Here is a 24194-nt window from a genome sequence, read left to right as displayed (position 1 = left end):
TATATAGCATAATAACAAAAAACAATGAAGATAAAATCATTAAACAGCCTTTTCGCCATTGCTTTGGCGGCAGTGGCAGTATTAGGCATGGCCTCATGCAACGAGAAGAAATTCCACGTCAACGGCACCATCGGCAATGCAGCCGACTCAACTCTGTATTTTGAGAACATGAGTCTGAACGGTCCGGTTGTAGTCGACTCAGTGAAGCTGTCGGCCGACGGTACTTTCGCATTCGACGACAAGGCACCTACAGCACCGGAGTTCTATCGTCTGCGCATTGCAGGACAAATAATAAACATTGCCATCGATTCTACCGAGACGGTAAACATCAAGGCTGAATATCCTGGCATGGCATCGCAGTATGAGGTGAGCGGATCGGAAGACTGCTCGCGTATCAAGGAGCTGACACTTATGCAGATGGGACTGCAGACACAGCTGAACGCCATCGCACAGAACCCGCAGCTCGGAGCCGATGCTGTCAACGACAGCGTAGCTCGTGTTGTTGAAGCGTACAAAACCCGCGTGAAGACCGAATACATCTTCAAGGAGCCGATGAAGGCTTCATCTTACTTCGCACTGTTCCAGACACTGTATGCCGGCGGACAGCCCGTACTGATATTCAATCCCCGCTCGTCGGAGCAGGACGTGAAGGTGTTTGCCGCTGTGGCTACAAGTTGGGACACATTCTATCCTAACGAGGAGCGCGGCGAGAACCTGCACAACATTGCCATCGAAGGCATGAAGGACATACGCATTCTGAAGAACAAGCAGGCTCAAGGCATACTTGACGCACAGAAGGTGAACACTTCTGGCGTTATCGACTTCACTCTGACCGACAACAAGGGCAACGAACGCCGCCTGTCGTCGCTCAATGGCAAGGTGGTGTTGCTCGACTTCCACCTCTTCGCCAACGAGAAGTCACTGCAGCGCATCATGATGCTGCGCGAACTGTATAACAAATACCACGCTGCCGGACTGGAGATTTATCAGGTGAGCGTAGACGGCGACGAGCACTTCTGGAAGACTCAGACTGCTGCCCTGCCCTGGATAAGCACACGCGTTGACGACGACTCACGCGTTCTGCAGCTGTACAACGTGCAGCAGGTACCAACCTTCTTCCTGCTCGACCGCAACTGCAACGTGGTGAAGCGCGACGCACAGATTAAGGATATTGACGCTGAGATTAAAGCGCTGCTTTAATTGAGGTTGGGATGGTGACGTGTTGACGTGGAAAAAAGAAAAAAGGGACTGACTTCACAGCCACTCCCCTTTGCTCTTTATACAATAACATTATGAATTTTCACGCCAGCAAAGTTACTCAGAATTAGCGACTTGCGCAATACCCATATATGGGTAAATTGCACTGGCTACGGCGAGAACGCCATAGCCTCCTAATTATACATTAATTTAATTAACGACAAAATGAACAAACGACCAAAACATTTAGGATGGATCATCGCTGGTGTGGTGATTCTGGTGATAGCTCTTTGGGGCATAAGCGGATACAACGGACTGGTATCGATGGACGAGGAAGTGAACGGCAAGTGGGCTAACGTTGAGACACAGTATCAGCGTCGCTCCGACCTCATCCCTAACCTCGTGAGCACCGTCAAGGGCTATGCCAAGCACGAGAGCCAGACACTTGAGGCTGTAATGGCTGCACGCTCGCAGGCTACTCAGGTGAAGATTGACCCCTCTAACTGCACTCCGCAGCAGCTGGCACAGTATCAGAAGGCGCAGGGCGACGTTACCAATGCACTGGGCAAGTTGCTCGCCATCACCGAGAACTATCCCGACCTCAAGGCCAACCAGAACTTCCTCGAACTGCAATCGCAGCTGGAAGGCACTGAGAACCGCATCAACGTAGCCCGTAAGGACTTCAACGATGCAGCCAAGGAATATAACGTGGCAATACGCCGATTCCCGAAGAGTCTGATTGCAGGCATCTGCGGTTTTGACAAGAAGAACTACTTCGAGGCAGAGGCTGGAGCCGATAAAGCTCCTAAAGTAGAGTTCTAAACAATGAACATCGGAAACTTTCTATACCACTCCCTTAGGGGAAGGGTGAAGGGAGCGGGGCTTCTTATCGCAGCCCTGCTCTTTGTCTTTACGGCAACTGCTGCCGCAGAGACCAAGCAATACACCATCGACGACGTGCCCAACGTGCGCCTCAGCGATGCACGCCAGTATGTGACTGACCCTACGGCTATTCTCTCTACTGCAGCTCGCGACTCTATCAACGCCATGCTCGGACGCTTGGAGAAGAGCACGGGCATAGAAACGGCTGTAGTGATGCTGCCAAGCATAGGCGAAGAGGACATCTTCGACTTTGGCCACGAACTGTTCCGCAAGTGGGGAATAGGCAAGAAGAAGAGCGACAACGGACTGCTCATCCTCTTCGTTATGGACCAGAAGAAGGTGCGATTTACTACCGGTTATGGCATCGAAGGCACTATGACCGACGCCATGTCGAAGCGCATTCAGACTACATTAATGATACCACGCTTCAAGAAAGGCAACTGGGATGGCGGTATGGTAAGCGGCGTTCGTGCCGTAGCGAAGACTCTCGACGGCTCGATGCAAGCAGAAGAGGACAGCGGCGAGGACGACATATCGACGATCATGATTACTCTCTTGGCCATAGTAGTAACAATGCTGATATTCATTTATGCTATGGGCTCGCTGCAACGCTGTCCTAAATGCAAAAAACGCAGCGCCCTGCGCAAGGTGAAGGAGCAGCATCTGGTGGTGAAAGACCAGAATGGACGCATAGTGCGTCGAATACTGCGCACCACATACATATGCAAGTACTGCGGCAACACCGTAACCAAGGATTCCGACGAGAACGATAACGGCAACGCTATGGCTACTGGTGCCATACTCGGTTCGATGCTGGGCGGTGGCAACAGAGGCGGAAGCGGATTCGGAGGCGGATTCGGTGGAAGCTTCGGAGGCGGCTCAACGGGTGGCGGCGGAGCAACATCGGGATGGTAAGAGAATGTGGAATTAGGAATGTGGAATGTTGAATTGTCGGCTGCGCCGATTAGGAATTGATGAATTAGGAATTCAAAACTCAAAATTCAAAACTCAAAATTGCCATCGGCAACAACTCAAAATTCAAAACTCAAAATTCGAATTATGAAAATACAAATCATAAACGGTCCCAACCTCAATCTGTTGGGCACACGCGAACCGGGAATATACGGTAGCAGTACATTCGAGGCTTATCTCGACACATTGCGCAAGCAATATCCCGACGTAGAGATAGACTATTATCAGAGCAATATAGAGGGATGCCTCATCGACAAGATGCAGGAAGTGGGATTCTCGGTAGACGGCATTATACTCAATGCCGGTGCATACACCCACACCAGCATAGCATTGCAGGACTGCATACGCTCGCTTAAGAGTCCTGTCATCGAGGTACACATAAGCAATGTGCACAAACGTGAGGAGTTCCGATACAAGTCGATGATTTCTTGCGCCTGTCTGGGCGTAATATGCGGATTCGGAATGGACTCTTATCGTCTGGCACTCGAAGCAATCAAAGCGTTATGACTGAAGAAATAGAGAAGTACGTACTGGCACACTCAGCACCCGAAGGCGACTATCTGTACCGCCTCTACCGCGCCACCAACATCCATACCATACACGGACGCATGGCATCGGGACATCTGCAAGGACGCTTGTTGAAGATGCTTGTGAGCATGATACGCCCCAAGAACATTCTTGAGGTGGGCACCTTCTCGGGCTATAGCGCCATCTGCATGGCTGAAGGATTGGACGAAGGAGGAAAGGTGTGGACGTTTGAGATAAACGACGAGATGGAAGACTTCACCCGTCCGTGGATTGAAAACTCGCCCGTGGCTGACAAGATAGACTTCCGCATAGGCGACGCCAACATTGAAGCGCCTAAGCTTGGCGTGACGTTCGACCTCGCTTTTGTCGACGGCGACAAACGTACGTATGTCGAGACTTACGAGATGGTGCTACGACTGTTGCGACCCGGAGGATATATCATTGCCGACAACACGCTGTGGGACGGTCATGTCACCGACCCGGCTTACGACCACGACCATCAGACACAAGGCATCAGACAATTCAACGACCACGTTGCTGCCGACAACCGTGTTGAGCAGGTGATAGTGCCGTTGCGCGACGGACTGACGCTTATCAGAAAAAAGGATTAAAGACATTAAAGGCTTACAAAAGAACCACTACTATATTATATGGCTCAGAAAAAGAATGACGACGGACTGACACCTATGATGCGACAGTTCTACACGTTCAAGAACGAGCATCCCGACGCACTCCTGCTGTTCCGCTGCGGCGACTTCTACGAGACTTATTCGAGCGATGCCGTTGAAGCGGCTAAGATTCTCGGCATCACTCTGACTCGACGCTCCAACGGAAAGAACCCTTCAAGCGCAGCAATGGAGATGGCTGGATTTCCTCACCACGCTCTCGACACCTATCTGCCTAAGCTCATCAGGGCTGGCAAACGTGTGGCTATATGCGACCAGCTGGAAGACCCTAAACTCACAAAGACGCTCGTGAAGCGTGGCATTACGGAACTTGTCACGCCCGGAGTGGCTATGAGCGACAACGTGCTCAACTATAAGGAGAACAACTTCCTTGCTGCCGTGTTCATGACAAAGGCTCAGTGTGGCGTGGCTTTTCTCGACATCTCTACCGGAGAATTTCTCACCGGCGAGGGTACTTTCGACTATGTGGAGAAGCTGCTTGCGTCGTTCCAGCCTAAGGAGGTGCTGCACGACCGACAGATGAAGGCGCAGTTTGAGGAGCATTTCGGCAATCATTGGTGTACTTTCCAGCTCGACGACTGGATGCTAACGGAGCAAAGTTCACGACAGAAGTTGCTTAAGCATTTCGGAACGAAGTCGCTTAAGGGTTTCGGCGTTGAACATCTGAAGCTCGGAGTGATTGCTGCCGGTGCCATATTGCAGTATCTTGAAATGACGCAGCACACCCACTTGGGACACATTACATCGCTGCGCCGAATTGAAGAGGACCGCTATGTCAGACTCGACAAATTCACCATACGCTCCCTGGAACTTCTGCAGTCGATGCAGGACGACGGCGTTTCGCTGCTCGATGTTATCGACCGCACCACGACAGCAATGGGTGCTCGCATGCTGAAACGCTGGACTGTGTTCCCGCTTATGGACGTTGCTTCTATCAACAAGCGCCTGGATGTGGTGGAGACATTCTTCCGTAAGCCCGATTTCCGACAGACCATTGACGACAATCTGCATCGTATAGGCGACATGGAGCGCATCATATCCAAGGTGGCTGTAGGACGTGTGTCGCCACGCGAGGTTGTACAACTGAAGCTGGCATTGCAAGCCATCATCCCGATAAAGACCGCCTGCCTATACAGCGACAATGAAGAGATACGCTCAATAGGCGAACGTCTGAACCTATGCGAGTCGCTTCGCGAACGCATTGAGCGTGAAATACAGCCCGATCCGCCTCAGCTCATCAACAAGGGCGACGTTATTGCAGCCGGATTCTCGCCCGAACTCGACGAACTGCGCTCCATCTCGCGCGGAGGAAGAGACTATCTGCTGCGCATTCAGGAAGAAGAAGCGCAGAAGACGGGCATACAGTCGCTCAAGGTGGGATATAACAACGTGTTCGGATACTATCTTGAGGTGCGCAATACGTACAAGGACCAGGTGCCGCAGGAGTGGATACGCAAGCAGACTCTTGCCAATGCCGAGCGCTACATAACTCAGGAACTGAAGGAATATGAGGAGAAGATAATGGGAGCCGACGAGAAAATACTCGCCTTAGAAACCCGTCTCTTCACCGAACTCGTCACCGATATGGCTGAGTTCATACCACAGATACAGATAAACGCCAACATCATTGCACGACTCGACTGCCTCCTCTCGTTTGCAAAGGCAGCCGAAGAGCACCGCTATGTGCGCCCCGTTGTGGCTGACGACTGTGTGCTTCAGATTAAGGCAGGACGTCATCCCGTGATAGAAACGCAGCTGCCTATGGGTGAGGAATATGTGCCTAACGACATCGAACTGGATTCCGAACAGCAGCAGATAATGATTATTACGGGTCCGAACATGGCTGGTAAGTCGGCTCTCCTACGCCAGACTGCGCTCATAACGCTCATGGCTCAGATGGGATGCTTCGTTCCGGCAGAGTCGGCTCATGTAGGACTCGTAGACAAGATTTTCACACGTGTGGGTGCATCGGACAACATATCATTAGGTGAATCGACCTTTATGGTGGAAATGACGGAGGCTTCTGACATTCTCAACAACGTCACACCACGCTCGCTCGTGCTCTTCGACGAGCTTGGACGAGGCACGTCGACCTACGACGGCATCTCCATAGCGTGGGCTATCGTGGAATATCTGCATGAGCATCAAGGCGCACAGGCACGCACTCTCTTCGCCACTCACTATCACGAACTGAACGAGATGGAGAAGAACTTCTCGCGCATTAAGAACTACAACGTGAGCGTGAAGGAGCTGAACGGCAAGGTGATATTCCTGCGTAAGCTGATGCGAGGCGGTTCGGAGCACTCGTTCGGTATACACGTGGCTGAGATTGCCGGTATGCCAAAGTCGATAGTAAACCGTGCCAACACCATACTGAAGCAGCTGGAGGCTGACAACGCCAGCGTTGGAGTGGAGTCGCGCCAGAACCTCGGTCAGAAAGCCTCAGCAGGCATGCAGCTCTCCTTCTTCCAACTCGACGACCCCGTGCTCTGTCAGATACGCGACGAGATTCTCGGTCTTGACATAAACAACCTCACCCCCGTCGAGGCTCTCAACAAACTCAACGAGATAAAGAAAATCGTGACGGGAAGGTCGTGACAATAGGAAGACAAAGTTACTGCAAGTCGCGGAACTCTGATGGGAGAAAGCCAGTCTGGCGCTTGAAGAGCTTTACGAAGTAGGAAGGATCGTCATATCCCAGACTGGCAGCTATCTCCTTAATCATCATATTGGTGTATTTCGCCATTCGCTTTGCCTCCAGAATGATGCGCTCATTAATAAAGGCGAGTGGCGATTTACCCGAACATTCATTCACACTCTTGTTAAGTGTGCGTACAGCCACATTCAGACGGTCGGCATATTCCTGCACAGTATGAAGACGATTGTACTCTTCCTCCACCATACGGCGGAACTGGATAAACAGTCGATGTGACGGCTTAAGCATGTCAAGGTTTTTGCCATCCTCATGTATGCCATACCTCTGTATCTTGACGAGGAATATGCAGAGCAGGGATTTCAGTATATCTACATTGCCCAGTTCGCCATAGTGGCTTGATTCCTCCTCCATGTCGTCGACCAACGGCATAATCATCCGTGCAGTCCGGTCGTCTATTTTGTAATAGGGTGTAGAATCATAGGTATGGAACGAGTTGTACTTCAGGAAAAAACTGTCGACATTTCCTCCTGACTGATTGTCCTTCATCAGGTCGGTACACATCTTTATAGCCACACCTTTATAGCCCTCTTTCCTGTCAAAATGATGCACCTGTCCAGGCGCAAGGAAAAAGATGGTGCCTGGAGCCACTTCATAATCATTGAAATCGACGGTATGAACGCCCGTTCCTTCCTGAAACCATAGTATCTCATAGAAAGAATGAACGTGCGCCATACAGTCGTCTATATCGCTTGTATCAAACAATTCGGGCATCCGTTCCACCCTGAATCCATTGCCGCGTGACATATTGCACACGTTGGAATACTTGCTATTAAGTTCTTCTGTTGTCATAGTATATCTGTTATTTGAGTGTAAAATTACAAAACAAATGGTAAATTTCAGCAAACCAAACGGAAAAATATGTCACCATGCCGAAATATACTATTCATTTGCCGATATTTATTTTGTTAATCTAATAATTATCAGTACTTTTGCATCAGATAAAGAAAACAATAACATTTTAAATAAAACAATACGACTATGGCAAATAAATATTCAGGCACACAGACAGAAAAGAACCTCGCAGCAGCTTTCGCTGGTGAATCACAGGCTCGTAATAAATATACATATTTCGCATCACGTGCTAAGAAGGACGGTTTTGAGCAGATAGCTGCTATCTTCCAGCAGACTGCCGACAACGAGAAGGAGCATGCTAAGTTGTGGTTTAAGGAGCTTAACGGCATTGGCAGCACAGCCGAGAACCTTGCTGCGGCAGCCGAAGGCGAGAACTACGAGTGGACCGATATGTACGAAGGCTTTGCAAAGACAGCCGAAGAGGAAGGTTTCAAAGAATTGGCACAGAAATTCCGCCTTGTAGCAGCTATCGAGAAGCGTCACGAAGAGCGTTATCGTGCTCTCCTGCGCAACGTTGAAGCTCAGGAAGTGTTCAAGAAGAGCGAGGTGAAAGTATGGGAATGCCGCAACTGCGGTCACATCGTAGTAGGAACCGAGGCTCCAGAGATCTGCCCCACATGCTCACATCCAAAGGCTTACTTTGAGGTGCATGTGGATAATTTCTAAATATAAACCCCTAAAAACAAAGAAATATGAAAAAATATGTATGCGACGTATGCGGTTGGGAGTATGACCCAGCAGTAGGATTGCCAGAAGCTGGCATACCGGCAGGTACACCATTTGAGGATCTTCCCGATGATTTTGAATGTCCTCTTTGCTCAGTAGGAAAGGACGAGTTCTCTCCAGTAGAGGAGTAAGACAATAACATATCTATAGATTCCTAATTATGGAGGGTGTGCATTCTATCGTTAGAATGCACACCCTCCTATTATTTTCCATTCCATAAAGGTTTAAGAATTATTTTTCAGCAGGTGCCTTAGTATATATATTTCTGTTTTTCTAACCTCCATTATGGATAATAGCCTAACGTGGTTGCACATATCGCCATTCTTTTGTAACTTAGCAGTGAAATTAGGATCCTATGAAAATCAACAAACAAAAAGACCAACTACTCGCCATGATACGCAAGGGCAAGCCGATGACACTCGGCGAGCAGGCGCGTCTCGTGCTGAGTCTTGCCACTCCCGCCATTCTGGCGCAGCTCACAACGACGATGATGCAGTATATCGATGCGTCGATGGTGGGCAGTCTGGGTGCAGAGGCTTCGGCGGCGATAGGCTTGATAGAAACCACAATGTGGCTACTGGGCAGTCTGTGCTCGGCAGCAGCAGCGGGATTCTACGTACAGGTGAGTCACCAGCTGGGTGCCAACGATGCAGCAAAGGCACGTTCCACACTGCGCCAAGGCATCATGTCGGTGCTCGTGGTGAGTGCGCTCATCGGCATAGTGGCACTCGCCATCAGTCCGTTCCTGCCCTCGTGGTTGGGCGGCAACGCCAGCATCAACGCTACGTCGTCGGCATATTTTGCCATTGTAGCAACCGCCCTGCCCATATTCCAATTCTCGATGTTCGGTAGTGGAATGCTACGCAGTTCGGGCAACATGCTCGTGCCGAGCATAATGAGCGTGGTGATGATGTCGCTCGACGTGGTGTTCAACTTCTTCCTCATCTTCCACACGCGCACCGTCGACGTGCTGGGCATGTCGCTCACGCTGCCCGGAGCGGGCATGGGAGTGGTGGGAGCGGCAATAGGCACGGCTTCAGCCGAACTCGTTGCAGCATCCATAACGATGTACATACTCTGCTTCCGCAACAAGGAGCTGTCGCTGAAGATAGACAGCGGACGTTTCCTGCCTACATGGGATGTGGTGAAGCGTGCTCTGCACATCGGACTGCCGATGGGCATACAGCAGACCATCATGACCTCGGCATATATCGTCACCACCATAATCATTGCACCACTGGGCACCTTCGCCATTGCAGCCAACTCGTTTGGCATCATTGTGGAGAGTCTGTGCTATATGCCGGGCTACGGTGTGAGCGATGCCGCCACAACGCTTGTAGGCCAGAGCATGGGTGCCGGAAGATACGAACTGATGAAGCGCTTCGCTTGGCTCAGCGTGGCATTAGGCATGGGCATAATGACAGTGATGGGCGTGGTGATGTACGTGGGTTCGCCGTTTGCCATGGCTATGATGACGCCGTCGGAAGAGGTACGCCAGCTCGGCGTAGAGGTGCTGCGCATTGAGGCATTCGCCGAACCGATGTTCGGTGCAGCCATCATCAGCTACGGAGTGTTTGTGGGTGCCGCCAAGACTATAGCGCCAAGCGTGATGAACCTCATATCGATGTGGGGAGTACGCATTACGCTCGCTGCCATGCTCGCACCGTCGATGGGACTGCGCGGCGTATGGCTCGCCATGTGTCTGGAACTGACGTTCAGGGGAGTGATATTCTTAGTAAAATTGACATTATGGAAAAGATAACTAACAAGGTATTCGGCGGAGAGCGTCCTCTCTTCGAAATACACAACGTGGAGCTCGACCACGTTCGCATCACTTTTGGTGAATCGGGCATCAAGGAGTGTAGCAACATCGTGTGCCGCAACTGTTACTTCGAGGGCAAATACCCATTGTGGCACGTCAAGGGTTCGGACATACGCAACTGCTATTTCGCGCCCGGATCGCGTTCTGCTATCTGGTATTCGGACGACATGCACATGGAGGACTGCGTAATAAACGGTCCGAAGTTCTTCCGCGAAATGAAGAACCTCTCGCTCAAGAACATCACAATCAACGATGCCGACGAGACATTCTGGGGCATCGACGGACTGACGCTTGAGAACGTGGTGCTGCACGAGGGCACTTATCCCTTCATGCACTGCCGCAACATCAAGGTCGACGGACTGCAGTCGGATGCCAAATACGTTTTCCAGTACTCGCGTGACATAGAGATACACAACGCCAAAATCGACACCAAGGACTCATTCTGGGAGGTTGACAACGTAACCGTGTACGACTCGGAGCTCAACGGCGAGTTTCTCGGTTGGCATTCGCGCGGACTGCGACTGGTCAACTGCCACATCTCGGGCGAGCAACCGCTGTGCTACGCCAAGGATCTGGTGCTTGAGAACTGCACCTTCGACCCCGAATGCGACCGAGCCTTCGAATATTCCACTCTCCAGGCGGACATACGCGGACACATCAAGAGCATAAAGAACCCTACATCGGGCAAAATCGTGGCAGACAGCATAGGCGAAGTAATAATCGACAAGAACATTAAGCAGCCTGCCGACTGCCAGATTCTGACACGATAATTGATTATGAAATAGCCATACCATCCCCGCAATATTATATATTGTGGGGACGGTAAATGGTAATATAATGTTACTAAGTTTTTTATTTTAGAATTTGAAAATAAAAATATGAAATTGTTTTCGTTAAATAAGTGATTTTCTCATATTTTATATGTACCTTTTCCACATCTTATAGATTTTCATGTTGTATCAATGCAAATGAATATCAAGGATATATTGAATATTGTACGACTAATATGTGCTAACCATATATTTCCTGAAAGATAATTGTGTAATAGTTTGATTGTGTAATAATAAAAGGTAAGATTATGATGATGCCTAAATTTTTTTCTCCTTTAAAGGAACCACTCACAAGTCCTGTAACACTATTCTTGTTGCTGTTACCTACAACGTGTTGTTTGGGTATAGGTTCTATGTATATTAAAAATCAGATGATAATACTATTGTTGTTATTGTTGTCTTTGCTTATTTCAGTACTTTTATATTGTTTTATAAAAAATAAAAATTATGGAAAAGATTAGAAAAATGGTTGCAGTGTTGGTTTGTAATGTATTATATGTTAATAACAATTTTGTATATCAGAGAAAACATACCTTTAATCAAGTCGTTGATAGCTAGTTTACTTCCAACAATATTTGTCATTATAGCCAGTTATATTATCACAAAATAATCTTTAAATATTTATTATGTATTATGAGTTATAAGCTTTCTGCGCCATCCCGCCGTCACACCAATTCCTACAAGTGGGACTCGGCTCCGTCGGACGATGTCATACCCCTCTGGGTGGCAGACATGGACTTCGAGACCTATCCCGCCATAACCGAGGCGTTGCAGCGCCGGGTGGCTCACGGCATATTCGGATACACACGTGTGCCCGATGCCTACTACGAGGCGGTGTGCCGATGGTTTGCAAGCCGTCACCAATGGCACTTCACTCCGTCTGACATCATATACACGTCGGGCGTAGTGCCCGCCATATCAGCCGTCATCAAGGCGCTCACGCTGCCGGGCGACCAGGTGATAGTGCAGGGCCCGGTGTACAACTGCTTCTATTCGAGCATACGCAACAACGGCTGCGAAATAGTATCGAATGCCCTTATATATAATAAGGAGAAGCTGCGCTATGAGATTGACTTTGACGATTTGGACAAAAAGCTGTCGCACGAGCGTGCCCGACTCCTGCTGCTGTGCAATCCGCACAATCCCGGCGGACGTGTGTGGACACGCTCAGAACTGACACGTGTGGCTGAGCTGTGCTGCAAGCACGGCGTGCGCGTAGTGTCGGACGAGATACACTGCGAGCTGACACTACATGACAATAAGTACACACCGTTCGGGTCGCTGCCCAACGAGCTGAGTCACGGCTCAATAACCTGCTGCTCGCCGTCGAAGGCGTTCAACATAGCCGGTCTGCAAATAGCCAACATCGTATGCCGCGACACCCAGGTGCGCGAGCGCATCGACCGTGCCATCAACATCAACGAGGTGTGCGATGTCAATCCGTTCGGAGTAGAAGCGCTTATGGCGGCATACACCGACGGAGGCGAGGAATGGCTCAACGGACTGCGCCAGTACATCACCGCCAACTACGAATGGCTGCTACAGCACATGGCTGAAGCCCTGCCACATCTGCCCGTAATGCGCATGGAAGGCACCTATCTGGCATGGGTAGACTGCTCGGCGATAGACGAGACATCTGAAGAAATAGAAGAACGACTGCTACGAGAGCACAAGGTATGGGTGAATGCCGGAAGCATGTACGGACGAGAAGGCGAACACTTCATCCGCATCAATATGGCGTGCCCACGAGAAAGGCTCGTAGAGGGAGTGAAGAGAATCGTAGAAGGGCTGAAATAAAAACTTTTTCAAAAAAATACTGCCAAACACTTGACATCGCTTGCGCCAGTTTATACCTTTGCAAACGTAATCAGAAACATACTGATTGCTGAAAGGCAGAGCATACAAAATGGATGCATCCGCCGGACTGATGTCGACTAAGTCCGCACTACTCGTGCTCTACCAAGAAAAACACAAACACAAAACACTTAACAATTAACATTTAACACTTAACATTGAAGAATTATGGCAGTAAATTTCAAGATCTATCAGAGCAATCGTAAGGGTGAGACTAACGGAAAGTATTATGCTCGCGCTACTTATCGTGAGACCGTAAGCATCAAGGAACTCGCAGAGGTGATGCAGAACAACAGTACCGTAAAGAAGTCGGACATCGTAGCTGTACTGACCGAACTTTCGGAGGTGATACGTCAGGAGTTGCAGCGTGGCAACAAGGTGAAGATTGACGGCATTGGTTCGTTTAAGGTGGCTCTACGCTCAAAGGGTGCCACCAGCGCCAAGGAGTTCAGCACTTCGGATATAATTGGTTCGCGTGTGCTTTTCATGCCCGAGACCACTATCGATGCCAACGGCAACCACGTCAAGGCTCTTCTTGCCGGACTGAAGGTGAAGGAGGCTGACAGCTATGAAAGCCTAAAGGGCAAGGAACAGCAAACCCTGAATGAGGACGAAGCTGTGGTTGTTGGCGAGTAAGCCTCAACACACATGACATACGACATAAATATTAATTGAACAAAAAGGCCTGCTGGCATATTTTAAACCGTCGTTGACTGACTACACGGCTAAAAATATGGCAAGCAGGTCTTTTTTTTGAGAAAAATACTATAAATTTGCATGTTCGAGCAACATTCCCTACAACGTAAAAGGTAAGAAAAACAAGCAATTATTATATGACAACAAAAACTATAAGGCGCGTGCTGTGTCTTATCATCATGCTATGCGTGACAATAAACACCGGTGCTGTGCTGAAGGAGAAAAATCTGAAGTCGACACTCTCAGTGCTGCGTGCCGAGTTGGAGACATCGTTCAACGAACAACGACAGAACATGGCGCGCTATGCCGTGTACAACCAACAGCAGCACAAGCAGATGATTTCGCTCATGCAGCGCAGCGACCAGATTGCGCTGATGCTCTACTCGCAGAAGCAGGACTTCACGTTCGACATGACATACGCATGCCATGAAGCCACCGAACTGTATCGCGAGTTCAGCAAGCGACGCATGCCCTACGACCGCATCATGAAGCGTATGGATGCCGAGATAGCACGCTATCAGTATCTTATGGAGACGCTGAGCAACATTCCACCGTCGCTCAAGATGCAGCAGGACATCAAGAACGGCAAGGCAAAGGCTCCGAAATTCGTGCTCGACAAGAACGGCAAGCAGCGACAGCTGCCCTTCATGCTCGACGAGGCAGGTCAGGCCGACCGCAAGGCGTGCCTTGCCTACGCTACAGCCCTGTGCCGCAATCTCACCAATGTGCGCGCCTCGGTGCAGAAGGACAACGAGCACTACCAGCGCATATCGCAACGCCTCAAGAAGGTGAACGATTATGCCATGCAGCGATACAACGAGATACAGCACAACATATTTGTCAATGGCGACCAGAACTATCTCGAGATTATCGCCTCGATGCCTATGTCGTATCATAACGCTAAGGCGGATGTGAGCGAGAAGTACAACACCGAGAAGGTGAAGACCGTCAACGGCACCGAACGTCAGGTATACTCGCAGTGGCGCGGTCCGATAGTGATGGGTCTGTGCCTGTTCGTTCTGTTCTACATCATCGTGGCAGCCCTGCTGAGCAATGTGCTCGTGCGCTGGCTCGTGCCACGCCGCTTCCGCACCGAAAACTTCATGAAGAAGAAGGTGTGCCTCATTCTGTTTGTGGCTATGTTCATCTTCGCCGTGTCGGTGATGGTGGCGCGCTCGTTCATGTACCACAACTTCTTCCTCATGGCGTCGAAGCTGCTCATAGAGTATGCCTGGCTGCTGTGTGCCATCTTCTTCTCATTGCTTGTGCGCCTGTCGGGCAATCAGATCAAGAGCGGATTTCGCATTTATACGCCCGTTATGCTCATGTCGTTCATCGTCATAACGTTCCGTATAGTGTTCATTCCGAACAATCTTGTGGCGCTCATCTTCCCCCCTATACTGCTCGTGTTCACACTGTGGCAGTGGAACGTCATAACGCGCCACAACGACAACATTCCGCGTTCCGACATATTCTATACGTGGATATCGCTGCTCATGATGACATTCTCCACCGCATCGGCATTGTATGGCTACGTGCTGCTGTCGGTGCAGGTGCTGATATGGTGGATGTTCCAGCTGAGCTGCATTCAGACCATCACTTGCGTATACGACATGCTCGGAGTGTACGAGCGCCGATGGCTCAGCCACCGCATCCACTCGGAGAAGGAAGCCGAGAAGGCGCGCAAGGGTTCACTGCTCAGTGTCATCACCGTAAGTCATGGCGCGCACATCAACGTGACGTGGTTCTACGACTTCATATACATAGCACTGGTGCCTGTGCTGAGCGTGTTCTCGGTGCTACTGTCGATATGGTGGGCAGCCAACGTGTTCGACCTGACCGACACGGTGTGGAAGATATTTCAGTTCGACTTTCTCAATGTGAGCGGAGTGGTACAGTTGTCTATACTGAAGCTGGTGATGGTGGGCTCGCAGTTTTTCGTGTTCCGCTATCTCGACTATCTCATCAAGTCGCTCTATCATAAGTATCACCGCTCTAAGATAGTAGTCAACGGCAAGCCCAACTTCACGCTCGCCAACAACATCATAGCCATCTGCTGCTGGGGACTCTATGCCATCATAGCCATCAAGATGCTCAAGATACCCTCGACAGCCATCTCCGTGATATCGGCAGGATTGGCTACTGGTGTTGGTTTTGCAATGAAGGACCTGCTCGAGAACTTCTTCTACGGTATATCGCTCATGACAGGACGTGTGCGTGTGGGCGACTTCATCGAGTGCGACGGCATACGTGGCAAGGTGGACAGCATCACCTATCAGAGCACGCAGGTGCTTACGGCAGACGGATGCGTCATAGCCTTCCTCAACAGTTCGCTCTTCAGCAAGAACTTCAAGAACATCACCAAAAACCACTCGTACGAGATGGTGAAAGTGCCGGTGGGCGTAGCCTATGGCTCTAATGTAGAAGAAGTACGCCAGATGCTCGTTGCGGCAGTCAAGGCGCAGGCTCGCAAGAGTGCAGACGGACGCGACGTAATAGATCTGAAGAAGCCAGTAAGCGTAGTGTTTGACGAATTTGGCGACAACTCGGTCAATCTGTTTGTCACCTACTGGGTGCTTGTGGAGGAGAAGTTCGGAATGACCGGACAGGTGAAGGAAGCTATATACAACACGCTCAACGAACACCATATCGAGATACCGTTCCCACAGAGAGATATACATATTATAAATTAGGAATTTGGAATTAGGAATTAGGAATTGGTTGCCTACGGCAATTTTGAATTTTGAGTTTTGAGTTTTGAATTATTCTCGGCAGCGTTTGCATTTTTGAATTAAGAATTTTAAAAAATATAGTTTTATGGTAATGAAGAATTTTAAGATTGTATTCGTGATGGCAATTATGTGCCTGCTCACATCGAGCGTTAAAGCACAGAGTATCAGCGACATCCTTAAGGGAGTAGTAGGCAGTGTTGTTGGCGACAAGGCTACAACAGAGACTTCAATCAAGGGCACATGGAAGTATTCTGGACCAGCATGCGAGTTTGAAAGCAGCAGCGTGCTGGCTCAGGCAGGCGGCAGTGCTGTTGCAACAAAAATGGAGAATAAGGTGGCTCCGATACTCAAGAAGATGGGTGTCAACGGCATCGTATACACATTCGACGGCAATGGCAACTACACATCGAAGATAAAGAAGCGCGAGACCAAGGGAACTTACACATTCGACAAGAAGAACAAGACTATCACATTCACACCCACCTACGGCAAGTCGTATACCGCATACGTTGCTACCCAAGGCTCGACAATGACACTTACATTCAATTCTGACAAGCTCATGACTGTACTGAAGACTATCAGCAATTCTACGGCAGGGCTCAGCACAAGTGCAGCTATAATCAACTCGATTATAAAGAATTACGACGGTATGCGTCTGGGATTTGAACTCAAGAAATAATACTGACAATGCAAAACGACGACCTTAGCCTGCTGAGACGGCGATACGTGCGCTATCTCAGACTCGAACGCGGCTATTCAGAAAACACAGTGGAAGCGTATACCCATGACATCGACTATCTACTGAACTATCTACGCAACGAAAATCTCAAAACAGAGGACGTGAAACTCGACAATCTTGAGAATTTCGCTGCCGTGTTATACGAGTTCGGCATCGCTTCGTCGTCGCAAGCAAGAATATTGTGTGGGGTAAGGTCGTTCTTCAAGTATCTCGTAATAAGCGGAATACTTAAGGACGATCCCTCAGAACTGCTCGAAGCACCCACCGTGGGCGAACATCTGCCTGAGGTCCTGTCGACCGAAGAAATAGACCGCATGGAGGCTGCCATCGACCTGTCGAAATGGGAAGGACAGCGCAACAAGGCCATCATCGAGCTACTCTTCTCGTGCGGACTACGAGTGTCGGAACTTGTCAACTTGAAATTCAACGACATCTTTGAGCGTGACAAATTCCTACGCATCATTGGCAAAGGCGATAAGGAAAGACTCGTACCAATATCGGAGAGCGCACTTCACGAAATTAAATTGTGGCTGTACGACCGTAATCTGATGAAAATAAAGCCCGGAGAACAGGACTATGTGTTCCTGAACCGACGCGGCGCCCACCTCACACGCACCATGATACTGATAATGATAAAGCGCACTGCCGAGGAAGCTGGTATCACAAAGACAGTGTCACCACATACGCTGCGCCACTCGTTTGCTACCGAACTGCTAAAGGGCGGTGCCGACTTACGTGCCATACAGGAAATGCTGGGGCACGAAAACATAAAGACAACCCAAATCTATACCCACATAGACATAACAACACTGCGCGAGGAAATACTGACACATCACCCGCGAAACATGAAGAAAACACCCGACTAAAATTTAATATAAACTAAGAAACGAAGTTTTTACACTGCTTAATTCTTGTATATCAAAGTAATGTGTTACTTTTGCACGTCCGCTTAATGTATAGACACTTAATCGAACTAAAAATAAATTTAAATTATATTTCATGAAACTCAGAAAACTATTGGTAGCCGTCCTTGCCGTGTTTGCAGGACTTGCCCAGGCACAACAGATGCCACCGATACCCAATGATCCTGATGTCCGCATCGGAAAGCTGGATAACGGACTTACCTACTACATCCGTCACAACAACTGGCCTGAGAACAGAGCCGACTTCTACATCGCACAGAAGGTGGGCTCAATACAGGAAGAAGAGAGCCAGCGCGGATTGGCACACTTCCTGGAGCACATGTGCTTTAATGGTACAAAGCACTTCCCAGGCAACGAAGTTATTCGCTATTGCGAGAGCATCGGTGTGAAGTTCGGAGGCGACCTAAATGCTTATACTTCTATCGACCAGACCGTATACAATATCTCTAACGTCCCTACTGCACGCCAGTCGGCTCTCGACTCATGTCTGCTCATACTGAGCGATTGGTCGAACGCTCTGCTGCTCGACCCTAAGGAGATTGACGAGGAGCGTGGCGTTATCCACGAGGAATGGCGTCTGCGCACCAGTGCCTCAAGCCGTATGTTTGAGCGCAACCTGCCCAAGCTCTACCCGGGCTCAAAGTATGGCGTACGCTATCCTATCGGACTCATGTCGGTAATCGACAACTTCAAGCCGAAGGAACTGCGCAACTACTATGAGAAGTGGTATCATCCCAACAACCAGGCCATCATCGTAGTTGGTAACGTTGATGTTGACTACACCGAGAAGAAGATCAAGGAACTCTTCGGCTCGTTCAAGAATCCAGCCAACCAGGCTCCTATCGTAGCAGAACAGGTGCCTGACAACGCTGAGCCTATCGTTATCATCGACAAGGATAAGGAGCAGCCTACAAGCATGGTGCAGTACATGGTTAAGCACGATGTCTACCCTGACTCGCTGAAGAACAACATGAACTACATCATATACGACTACGCCAAGAGCGCTGCCGTAAGCCTGCTCAACTACCGTATGTATGAGAAGGGACTCGATGCCAGCTGCCCATACGTATCAGCCAGCGCCGACGACGGACAGTATATCTTCGCCAAGACAAAGGACGCTTTCAGCATATCTGTAGCACCTAAGGAACTGAAGGATATGGCTGTGAGCCTCAAGGCTGCTTACACTGAAGCATTGCGCGCTGCCAAGTTCGGATTCACCGCTACAGAGTTGGCACGCTTCAAGGAGAATTATCTCAGCCAGCTCGACCGTGCATACAGCGCCAAGGACAAGCGCACCAACGCTGCATTGTACGCTCCGATTCTCGGCAACTTCCTCTCTAACGAGCCTATGCCGTCAATCGAGTACACCTATCCGGTAATGAAGCAGCTTGTAAATGCTATTCCTGTTGACGTCATAAACCAGATGATGAAAGAGATGCTGCCCGAGAACGACAGCAACACCGTAATTATCTCGTTCTGCAACGAAGCAGAGGGCAACGTTTATCCTACTGAGGCACAGCTTCTTGGCGCTATCAAGGAAGCACGCTCCTCAGAAATCACTGCTTATGTAGACAACGTGAAGAACGAACCGCTCATCGCCACAATGCCTAAGGCTGGCAAGATAAAGAGCGAGAAGAAGAGCGACAAGTTCGGCTATACAACACTGACACTCTCAAACGGTGCTACCGTGATACTGAAGAAGACCGACTACAAGAAGGATCAGGTTATCATGAGCGCACGCGGCATCGGCGGCACAACACTCTACGGACCGAAGGACTATACCAATCTGCAGGTATTTGACGCTGTAATCGGCGGTAGCGGACTCGGAGCTTTCTCGTCAACCGACCTTTCAAAGGCTCTGGCAGGCAAGATTGCAAACGTTGACCTCAGCCTCGGCTCAGAATTGTATACAACTGCATCGGGCGCTTCTACACCGAAAGACGTAGAGACAATGTTCCAGTTGCTGTACCTGTACTTCACAAACATCAGCAAGGATCAGAAGACATTCGACAACCTCTTGACACAGATGGAAGTGAAGCTGAAGAACCGTTCGCTCGACCCGGAGACAGCACTCAGCGACTCGCTCAATGCAACTATCTACAACCACAATGCACGCATGGAGCCGCTCACTGTTGAGAAACTGAAGAACATCAACTACGACCGTATCCTCCAGATTGCCAAGGAACGTACAGCCAACGCCAAGGCTTGGACATTCACTATCATCGGCAACTTCGACGAGACAACAATACGTCCGCTCATCTGCCAGTACATTGGTGCTCTGCCTTCAGCAGGAAAGGTTGTAGCAAGCAAGCGTGAGGTGAAGCCTGTCACAGGCGTTGTAGAAAACATCTTCAAGCGCAAACAGGAGACTCCTAAGTCGACAGCCTACATGATGTGGCACAACACCACTATGCCGTACAACACAAAGAACGCTCTCTGTGCAAGCATAGCAGGACAGATTCTGTCAATGGAATATCTGGACAAGATTCGCGAGAAGGAAAGCGCAGCTTACTCAGTAGGTGCCAACGGTGGATGCTCAGTAGGCAAGGACAACTATCGTATGTTCCAGATTTTCGCCTATTGCCCAATGAAGCCTGAGAAGAAAGAGGTAGCTATGCGCATCATGAACGACGAAGTGAAGAACCTCGCCAACACATGCGACCCTGCCAAGCTGGCTAAGTGCAAGGAGTATATGATCAAGTCATATCACGACTCGCAGAAGAGCAACAGCTACTGGCTCAGCATCATCAACCAGTATCACAATCTCGGTCTCGACCAGTATACCGACTACTTGAAGACACTTGAATCGCTCACTCCGCAGGATATCTGCAACTACATGAAGGAGTTCAACAAGTCGGGCAACCACATCACAGTGGCTATGCTTCCTGAAGAATAAACATTACGGCAAATAACGCGTGAAAAACGCAATATCAACGGACTGCAAGCATTATATGTGCTTGCAGTCCGTTTTTTTTGAGTAATACCAACACTACAAAAACACTAAACAACCTTAAAAATAAGACTATTAATCAATAAATAGCATAATTATAAAGACAAAAGAAGTTCTATTTGGAGAATTCTGATTAATTTTGCAGCTAAAAATAATAAGTTAGAGTACAATGAAAAGTAAGTTCGCAGCTTTTACACTGCTGCTCGCGACCGTTTTTTTGATGGCATCTTGCCTTGAAAGCGACAATGATTACACATACACCGACGATTGTGCAATCTCAAGTTTCTCAGTCACGACAGCTAAACAGAACACATTTGTGAAGACTTCAGACGGACTTCGCGACAGTCTCGTCGTGAAAGAACTGACACTGAGCAACTATAAGTTCTATATAGACCAGATTAACGGTAAGATATACAACCCCGACTCGCTGCCATGTGGTGTCGACGCCAAAAAGCTCCTCTGCTCGGTGTCGAACAGTTCGGCAGGACTGGTGGTGATAAAGAAGGAAAAGAGCGACTCGCTCGACTACTTCAGTTCAACCGACTCACTTGACTTCTCGGTAGACCGCGAAGTGCAAGTAGTAAGTAATTCTGGACTTTCGGTAAAGAAATACACAGTACATGTGAACGTGCATAAGGAACAAGCCGACTCGTTCGCATGGCATGCCACACCTATATGCGCCGAACTGAAGACCATGCAGGCTATAAAGACAGCTGCTGTAAATGGTAAGCTGATTCTGCTCGGCACAGATGGCAATACAACTATCGTATATACCAACAACGGCACACAGTGGACCAAGTGTGAGACCAACCTCGGACACAATCTCGCAGCCGATGCATACAAGAGCCTTGTAACCAAGGACGACTACGTATACATCAGCGACGGTGGCAACATCGTACGCACCAACGACGGCAAGACATGGGACATCATGGGCACTGCTACCGATGTGACACGCCTTGTAGCAGCAAGCCGCTACAGCCTGTACGGATATGCTACCGATGGCCGACTGATGACATCAAAGGACAACGGCGCTACATGGGCCGTAGCCGAAATAGACGATGAGCTCTCGCTCATGCCTTATGGCGAGACAACATACGCAAGCGTTGAGATAGAAGGATATGCAAAGACCGACCGTGTGATGCTCTTCGGAACCCGCGACGCTGCCACTTATCCCAACGACAAGTACCTTACCATATGGGGAAAGATTGACGAGGCTGCTGAGAACAGCGAAAACCAGCCGTGGGCATACTACGGAGTATCGGCCGACAACAACCACGCAGCACCGCTGCTCAGTGGCATTAGTGCTGTAGCTTACGACGGTGGCGTATACATGATGGGACAGGAAGAGGGCAAGGCTCCCAAATTCTACAAGTCATTGGACAACGGCATCACATGGCGCGAGGACACTGCCACAGTAATGTTGCCCACCAACTTCAACGAAAACGCTACAAACGCCATAACAGCAAAGGGCACCTACGCTCTGACTGTAGACAAGAACAAGAGCCTCTGGCTCGTAAACGCCAGCAACGGTATGACATGGCGCGGACGCATCAACCGACTGGGTTGGGCCAAGGAGCAGACCGCTTTCGAGAAATAATACACATATCATATAATATATACATATGATTAGAAACCTTGTAATATCACTCGCCCTCGCAATGTCAGCGACATGCATGGCACAATCCGACTACCAATATCGTATGGAGATAGGAGCGGGCGTTGGCGCAGTGGCATACCAAGGTGACTTTGGCGGAAGCCTTACCAAAAACATGCAGCCAATGGCTTCTGCGGTGTTGCGACGAGTATTCAACCCATATATGGCGTTGAAGTTCTCGGCAGCCTATGGCAAACTGAAAGGCTCGTCGGACAATGCCAAGACATACTATCCTGACTATGCCACAACTCCCTACCAGTTCAACAAGACGCTTGTTGATGCCGGTGTGACCTACGAATACAACTTCTGGCCATACGGAACGGGACAGGACTATCGCGGTGCCAAGCGCCTTACGCCATTCATATTTGCCGGACTCGGAGCCACATACGCAGGAGGCGACGGCGACAATGCCTTCACGGCAAATGTGCCCATAGGACTCGGCGTGAAGTACAAGGCAGGCAAGAGGCTGAACATTGCACTGGAATGGGCAGAACACTTCTCTATGAGCGACAAATTGGACGGTGTGAAAGACCCATACGGTATAAAAAGCAGCGGACTGTTCAAGAACACCGATTGCTACTCGGCACTGCAACTCACCGTGACATACAGCTTTATGCCCAAATGCCGGACATGCCACAACGAAGACGATTAATCAATTAGAAACAATGACCAACCAACTCGATAAAAACAATATACCACAACACATTGCCATAATAATGGACGGCAATGGACGATGGGCTACCAAACGAGGTAAAGCGAGAAGCTATGGACACCAGGCAGGTGTGGAAACCGTAAGGCGAATCACCTCTGAATGTACACGGCTCGGTGTAAAATACCTGACTCTGTACACGTTCTCAACCGAAAACTGGAACCGTCCGGAGACAGAAATCGCCGCCCTGATGGGTCTTGTACTGTCGTCGCTCGAGGACGAGATATTCATGAAGAACAATGTTCGCTTCAAGGTGATTGGCGACATTGAACGTCTGCCAATAGAAGTGCAGCAAAAACTTCAGGAAACAATCGACCATACTGCAGGCAACACTGCCATGACCATGGTGGTGGCTTTGAGCTATTCGTCAAGATGGGAGATAACAAAGGCGATGAAGGACATAGCAAAGAAGGCAGTTGACGGACAACTGTCTATCGACGACATCACCGAAGACACCGTATCGCAAAGCCTTACGACAGCTTCAATCCCCGACCCCGACCTGCTGATACGCACCGGAGGCGAGCTGCGAATCAGCAACTATCTGTTGTGGCAGATAGCCTACTCTGAACTGTATTTCTGCGATACTTTCTGGCCCGACTTCAACGAAGCCGACCTGCACAAAGCCATTGCCGACTACCAGCAACGCCAACGCCGATTCGGAAAGACCGGCAAACAGGTGGAAGCAGAAGAAAGCAAGTAATGAGTAAACGTCCAGGATTAACAAGA

20 protein-coding genes are annotated in these 24194 nt (G+C 49.4%); 19 read left to right on the top strand and 1 reads right to left on the bottom strand.

The annotated features are described in order from the left end of the window. The first annotated feature begins 24 nt into the window (after positions 1 to 24). The 6 genes from I6E38_RS02810 (at position 25) to mutS (ending at position 6863) form a co-directional block, all read left to right on the top strand. A complete protein-coding gene (locus I6E38_RS02810; RefSeq protein WP_235392571.1) occupies positions 25 to 1200 on the top strand; it encodes a TlpA disulfide reductase family protein in 1176 nt (391 codons plus the stop codon). Positions 1201 to 1422: 222 nt separating this feature from the next. Then, positions 1423 to 2019: a LemA family protein gene (locus tag I6E38_RS02805; protein WP_235392570.1), complete on the top strand. Its 597-nt coding sequence runs from the start codon at positions 1423 to 1425 to the stop codon at positions 2017 to 2019. Between the two features lie 3 nt (positions 2020 to 2022). Then, the gene (locus I6E38_RS02800) at positions 2023 to 2994 is read left to right on the top strand and encodes a TPM domain-containing protein (protein ID WP_235392569.1); all 972 of its coding nucleotides are present in this window, start codon (positions 2023 to 2025) and stop codon (positions 2992 to 2994) included. 144 nt (positions 2995 to 3138) lie between these two features. Then, entirely contained in the window at positions 3139 to 3558 is a 420-nt protein-coding gene (aroQ, locus tag I6E38_RS02795; protein WP_235392568.1) for a type II 3-dehydroquinate dehydratase, read from the top strand. Continuing rightward, positions 3555 to 4190, top strand: a complete 636-nt coding sequence (locus I6E38_RS02790) for an O-methyltransferase (RefSeq protein WP_235392567.1) — start codon at positions 3555 to 3557, stop codon at positions 4188 to 4190. The genes aroQ and I6E38_RS02790 overlap by 4 nt, the downstream gene beginning before the upstream one ends. Before the next feature lie 39 nt (positions 4191 to 4229). Further along, positions 4230 to 6863: a DNA mismatch repair protein MutS gene (gene mutS / locus I6E38_RS02785; protein WP_235392566.1), complete on the top strand. Its 2634-nt coding sequence runs from the start codon at positions 4230 to 4232 to the stop codon at positions 6861 to 6863. A 16-nt stretch (positions 6864 to 6879) separates the two neighbouring features. Here the strand turns inward: mutS and I6E38_RS02780 are convergent, their stop codons facing one another. Then, positions 6880 to 7770, bottom strand: a complete 891-nt coding sequence (locus I6E38_RS02780; protein WP_235392565.1) for a helix-turn-helix domain-containing protein — start codon at positions 7768 to 7770, stop codon at positions 6880 to 6882. A gap of 189 nt (positions 7771 to 7959) precedes the next feature. Between I6E38_RS02780 and rbr the strand changes: the two genes are divergently transcribed. The 13 genes from rbr to I6E38_RS02715 all read left to right on the top strand — a co-directional run bounded on the left by rbr (position 7960) and on the right by I6E38_RS02715 (position 24168). After that, positions 7960 to 8499, top strand: coding sequence for a rubrerythrin (gene rbr, locus I6E38_RS02775; RefSeq protein WP_235392564.1), 540 nt, complete (start codon positions 7960 to 7962; stop codon positions 8497 to 8499). A gap of 26 nt (positions 8500 to 8525) precedes the next feature. Beyond that, entirely contained in the window at positions 8526 to 8690 is a 165-nt protein-coding gene (locus tag I6E38_RS02770; protein ID WP_177726445.1) for a rubredoxin, read from the top strand. Positions 8691 to 8914: 224 nt separating this feature from the next. Beyond that, positions 8915 to 10321 carry an MATE family efflux transporter gene (locus I6E38_RS02765; protein ID WP_235392563.1) on the top strand — a complete coding sequence of 469 codons (1407 nt, stop codon included), beginning with the start codon at positions 8915 to 8917 and terminating at the stop codon, positions 10319 to 10321. Beyond that, positions 10309 to 11151, top strand: coding sequence for a DUF3737 family protein (locus I6E38_RS02760; protein ID WP_235392562.1), 843 nt, complete (start codon positions 10309 to 10311; stop codon positions 11149 to 11151). The genes I6E38_RS02765 and I6E38_RS02760 overlap by 13 nt, the downstream gene beginning before the upstream one ends. Positions 11152 to 11844: 693 nt before the next feature. Beyond that, positions 11845 to 13008 (top strand): MalY/PatB family protein, encoded by a 1164-nt coding sequence (locus I6E38_RS02755; RefSeq protein WP_235392561.1) that lies wholly within the window; start codon positions 11845 to 11847, stop codon positions 13006 to 13008. Positions 13009 to 13233: 225 nt separating this feature from the next. Then, on the top strand, positions 13234 to 13701 hold the full coding sequence (locus I6E38_RS02750; protein ID WP_235392560.1) for an HU family DNA-binding protein: 468 nt from the start codon (positions 13234 to 13236) through the stop codon (positions 13699 to 13701). Positions 13702 to 13898: 197 nt separating this feature from the next. Continuing rightward, on the top strand, positions 13899 to 16454 hold the full coding sequence (locus I6E38_RS02745) for a mechanosensitive ion channel family protein (RefSeq protein WP_235392559.1): 2556 nt from the start codon (positions 13899 to 13901) through the stop codon (positions 16452 to 16454). Positions 16455 to 16584: 130 nt separating this feature from the next. Continuing rightward, positions 16585 to 17172 (top strand): DUF4923 family protein, encoded by a 588-nt coding sequence (locus I6E38_RS02740; RefSeq protein ID WP_235392558.1) that lies wholly within the window; start codon positions 16585 to 16587, stop codon positions 17170 to 17172. An 8-nt stretch (positions 17173 to 17180) separates the two neighbouring features. Further along, on the top strand, positions 17181 to 18098 hold the full coding sequence (gene xerA / locus I6E38_RS02735) for a site-specific tyrosine recombinase/integron integrase (protein WP_235392557.1): 918 nt from the start codon (positions 17181 to 17183) through the stop codon (positions 18096 to 18098). A gap of 133 nt (positions 18099 to 18231) precedes the next feature. Beyond that, complete coding sequence (locus I6E38_RS02730; RefSeq protein ID WP_235392556.1) at positions 18232 to 21051, top strand: M16 family metallopeptidase; 2820 nt, start codon at positions 18232 to 18234, stop codon at positions 21049 to 21051. Between the two features lie 223 nt (positions 21052 to 21274). Further along, positions 21275 to 22702, top strand: a complete 1428-nt coding sequence (locus tag I6E38_RS02725; RefSeq protein ID WP_235392555.1) for a DUF6242 domain-containing protein — start codon at positions 21275 to 21277, stop codon at positions 22700 to 22702. Positions 22703 to 22727: 25 nt separating this feature from the next. Then, positions 22728 to 23411 carry a type IX secretion system protein PorG gene (gene porG, locus I6E38_RS02720; protein WP_235392554.1) on the top strand — a complete coding sequence of 228 codons (684 nt, stop codon included), beginning with the start codon at positions 22728 to 22730 and terminating at the stop codon, positions 23409 to 23411. A 13-nt stretch (positions 23412 to 23424) separates the two neighbouring features. After that, on the top strand, positions 23425 to 24168 hold the full coding sequence (locus tag I6E38_RS02715; RefSeq protein ID WP_235392553.1) for an isoprenyl transferase: 744 nt from the start codon (positions 23425 to 23427) through the stop codon (positions 24166 to 24168). Positions 24169 to 24194: the final 26 nt, after the last annotated feature.

This window comes from Leyella stercorea, from assembly GCF_021531355.1.
Lineage (GTDB): Bacteria > Bacteroidota > Bacteroidia > Bacteroidales > Bacteroidaceae > Prevotella.
This window is presented reverse-complemented; position numbering and strand designations above follow the sequence as displayed.

Excerpts from the sequence above, each read along its gene's own strand:
- I6E38_RS02810 (WP_235392571.1), top strand. The coding sequence starts at position 25 with ATGAAGATAAAATCATTAAACAGCCTTTTCGCCATTGCTTTGGCGGCA.
- I6E38_RS02805 (WP_235392570.1), top strand. The coding sequence starts at position 1,423 with ATGAACAAACGACCAAAACATTTAGGATGGATCATCGCTGGTGTGGTG.
- I6E38_RS02800 (WP_235392569.1), top strand. The coding sequence starts at position 2,023 with ATGAACATCGGAAACTTTCTATACCACTCCCTTAGGGGAAGGGTGAAG.
- aroQ (WP_235392568.1), top strand. The coding sequence starts at position 3,139 with ATGAAAATACAAATCATAAACGGTCCCAACCTCAATCTGTTGGGCACA.
- I6E38_RS02790 (WP_235392567.1), top strand. The coding sequence starts at position 3,555 with ATGACTGAAGAAATAGAGAAGTACGTACTGGCACACTCAGCACCCGAA.
- mutS (WP_235392566.1), top strand. The coding sequence starts at position 4,230 with ATGGCTCAGAAAAAGAATGACGACGGACTGACACCTATGATGCGACAG.
- I6E38_RS02780 (WP_235392565.1), bottom strand. The coding sequence starts at position 7,770 with ATGACAACAGAAGAACTTAATAGCAAGTATTCCAACGTGTGCAATATG.
- rbr (WP_235392564.1), top strand. The coding sequence starts at position 7,960 with ATGGCAAATAAATATTCAGGCACACAGACAGAAAAGAACCTCGCAGCA.
- I6E38_RS02770 (WP_177726445.1), top strand. The coding sequence starts at position 8,526 with ATGAAAAAATATGTATGCGACGTATGCGGTTGGGAGTATGACCCAGCA.
- I6E38_RS02765 (WP_235392563.1), top strand. The coding sequence starts at position 8,915 with ATGAAAATCAACAAACAAAAAGACCAACTACTCGCCATGATACGCAAG.
- I6E38_RS02760 (WP_235392562.1), top strand. The coding sequence starts at position 10,309 with ATGGAAAAGATAACTAACAAGGTATTCGGCGGAGAGCGTCCTCTCTTC.
- I6E38_RS02755 (WP_235392561.1), top strand. The coding sequence starts at position 11,845 with ATGAGTTATAAGCTTTCTGCGCCATCCCGCCGTCACACCAATTCCTAC.
- I6E38_RS02750 (WP_235392560.1), top strand. The coding sequence starts at position 13,234 with ATGGCAGTAAATTTCAAGATCTATCAGAGCAATCGTAAGGGTGAGACT.
- I6E38_RS02745 (WP_235392559.1), top strand. The coding sequence starts at position 13,899 with ATGACAACAAAAACTATAAGGCGCGTGCTGTGTCTTATCATCATGCTA.
- I6E38_RS02740 (WP_235392558.1), top strand. The coding sequence starts at position 16,585 with ATGAAGAATTTTAAGATTGTATTCGTGATGGCAATTATGTGCCTGCTC.
- xerA (WP_235392557.1), top strand. The coding sequence starts at position 17,181 with ATGCAAAACGACGACCTTAGCCTGCTGAGACGGCGATACGTGCGCTAT.
- I6E38_RS02730 (WP_235392556.1), top strand. The coding sequence starts at position 18,232 with ATGAAACTCAGAAAACTATTGGTAGCCGTCCTTGCCGTGTTTGCAGGA.
- I6E38_RS02725 (WP_235392555.1), top strand. The coding sequence starts at position 21,275 with ATGAAAAGTAAGTTCGCAGCTTTTACACTGCTGCTCGCGACCGTTTTT.
- porG (WP_235392554.1), top strand. The coding sequence starts at position 22,728 with ATGATTAGAAACCTTGTAATATCACTCGCCCTCGCAATGTCAGCGACA.
- I6E38_RS02715 (WP_235392553.1), top strand. The coding sequence starts at position 23,425 with ATGACCAACCAACTCGATAAAAACAATATACCACAACACATTGCCATA.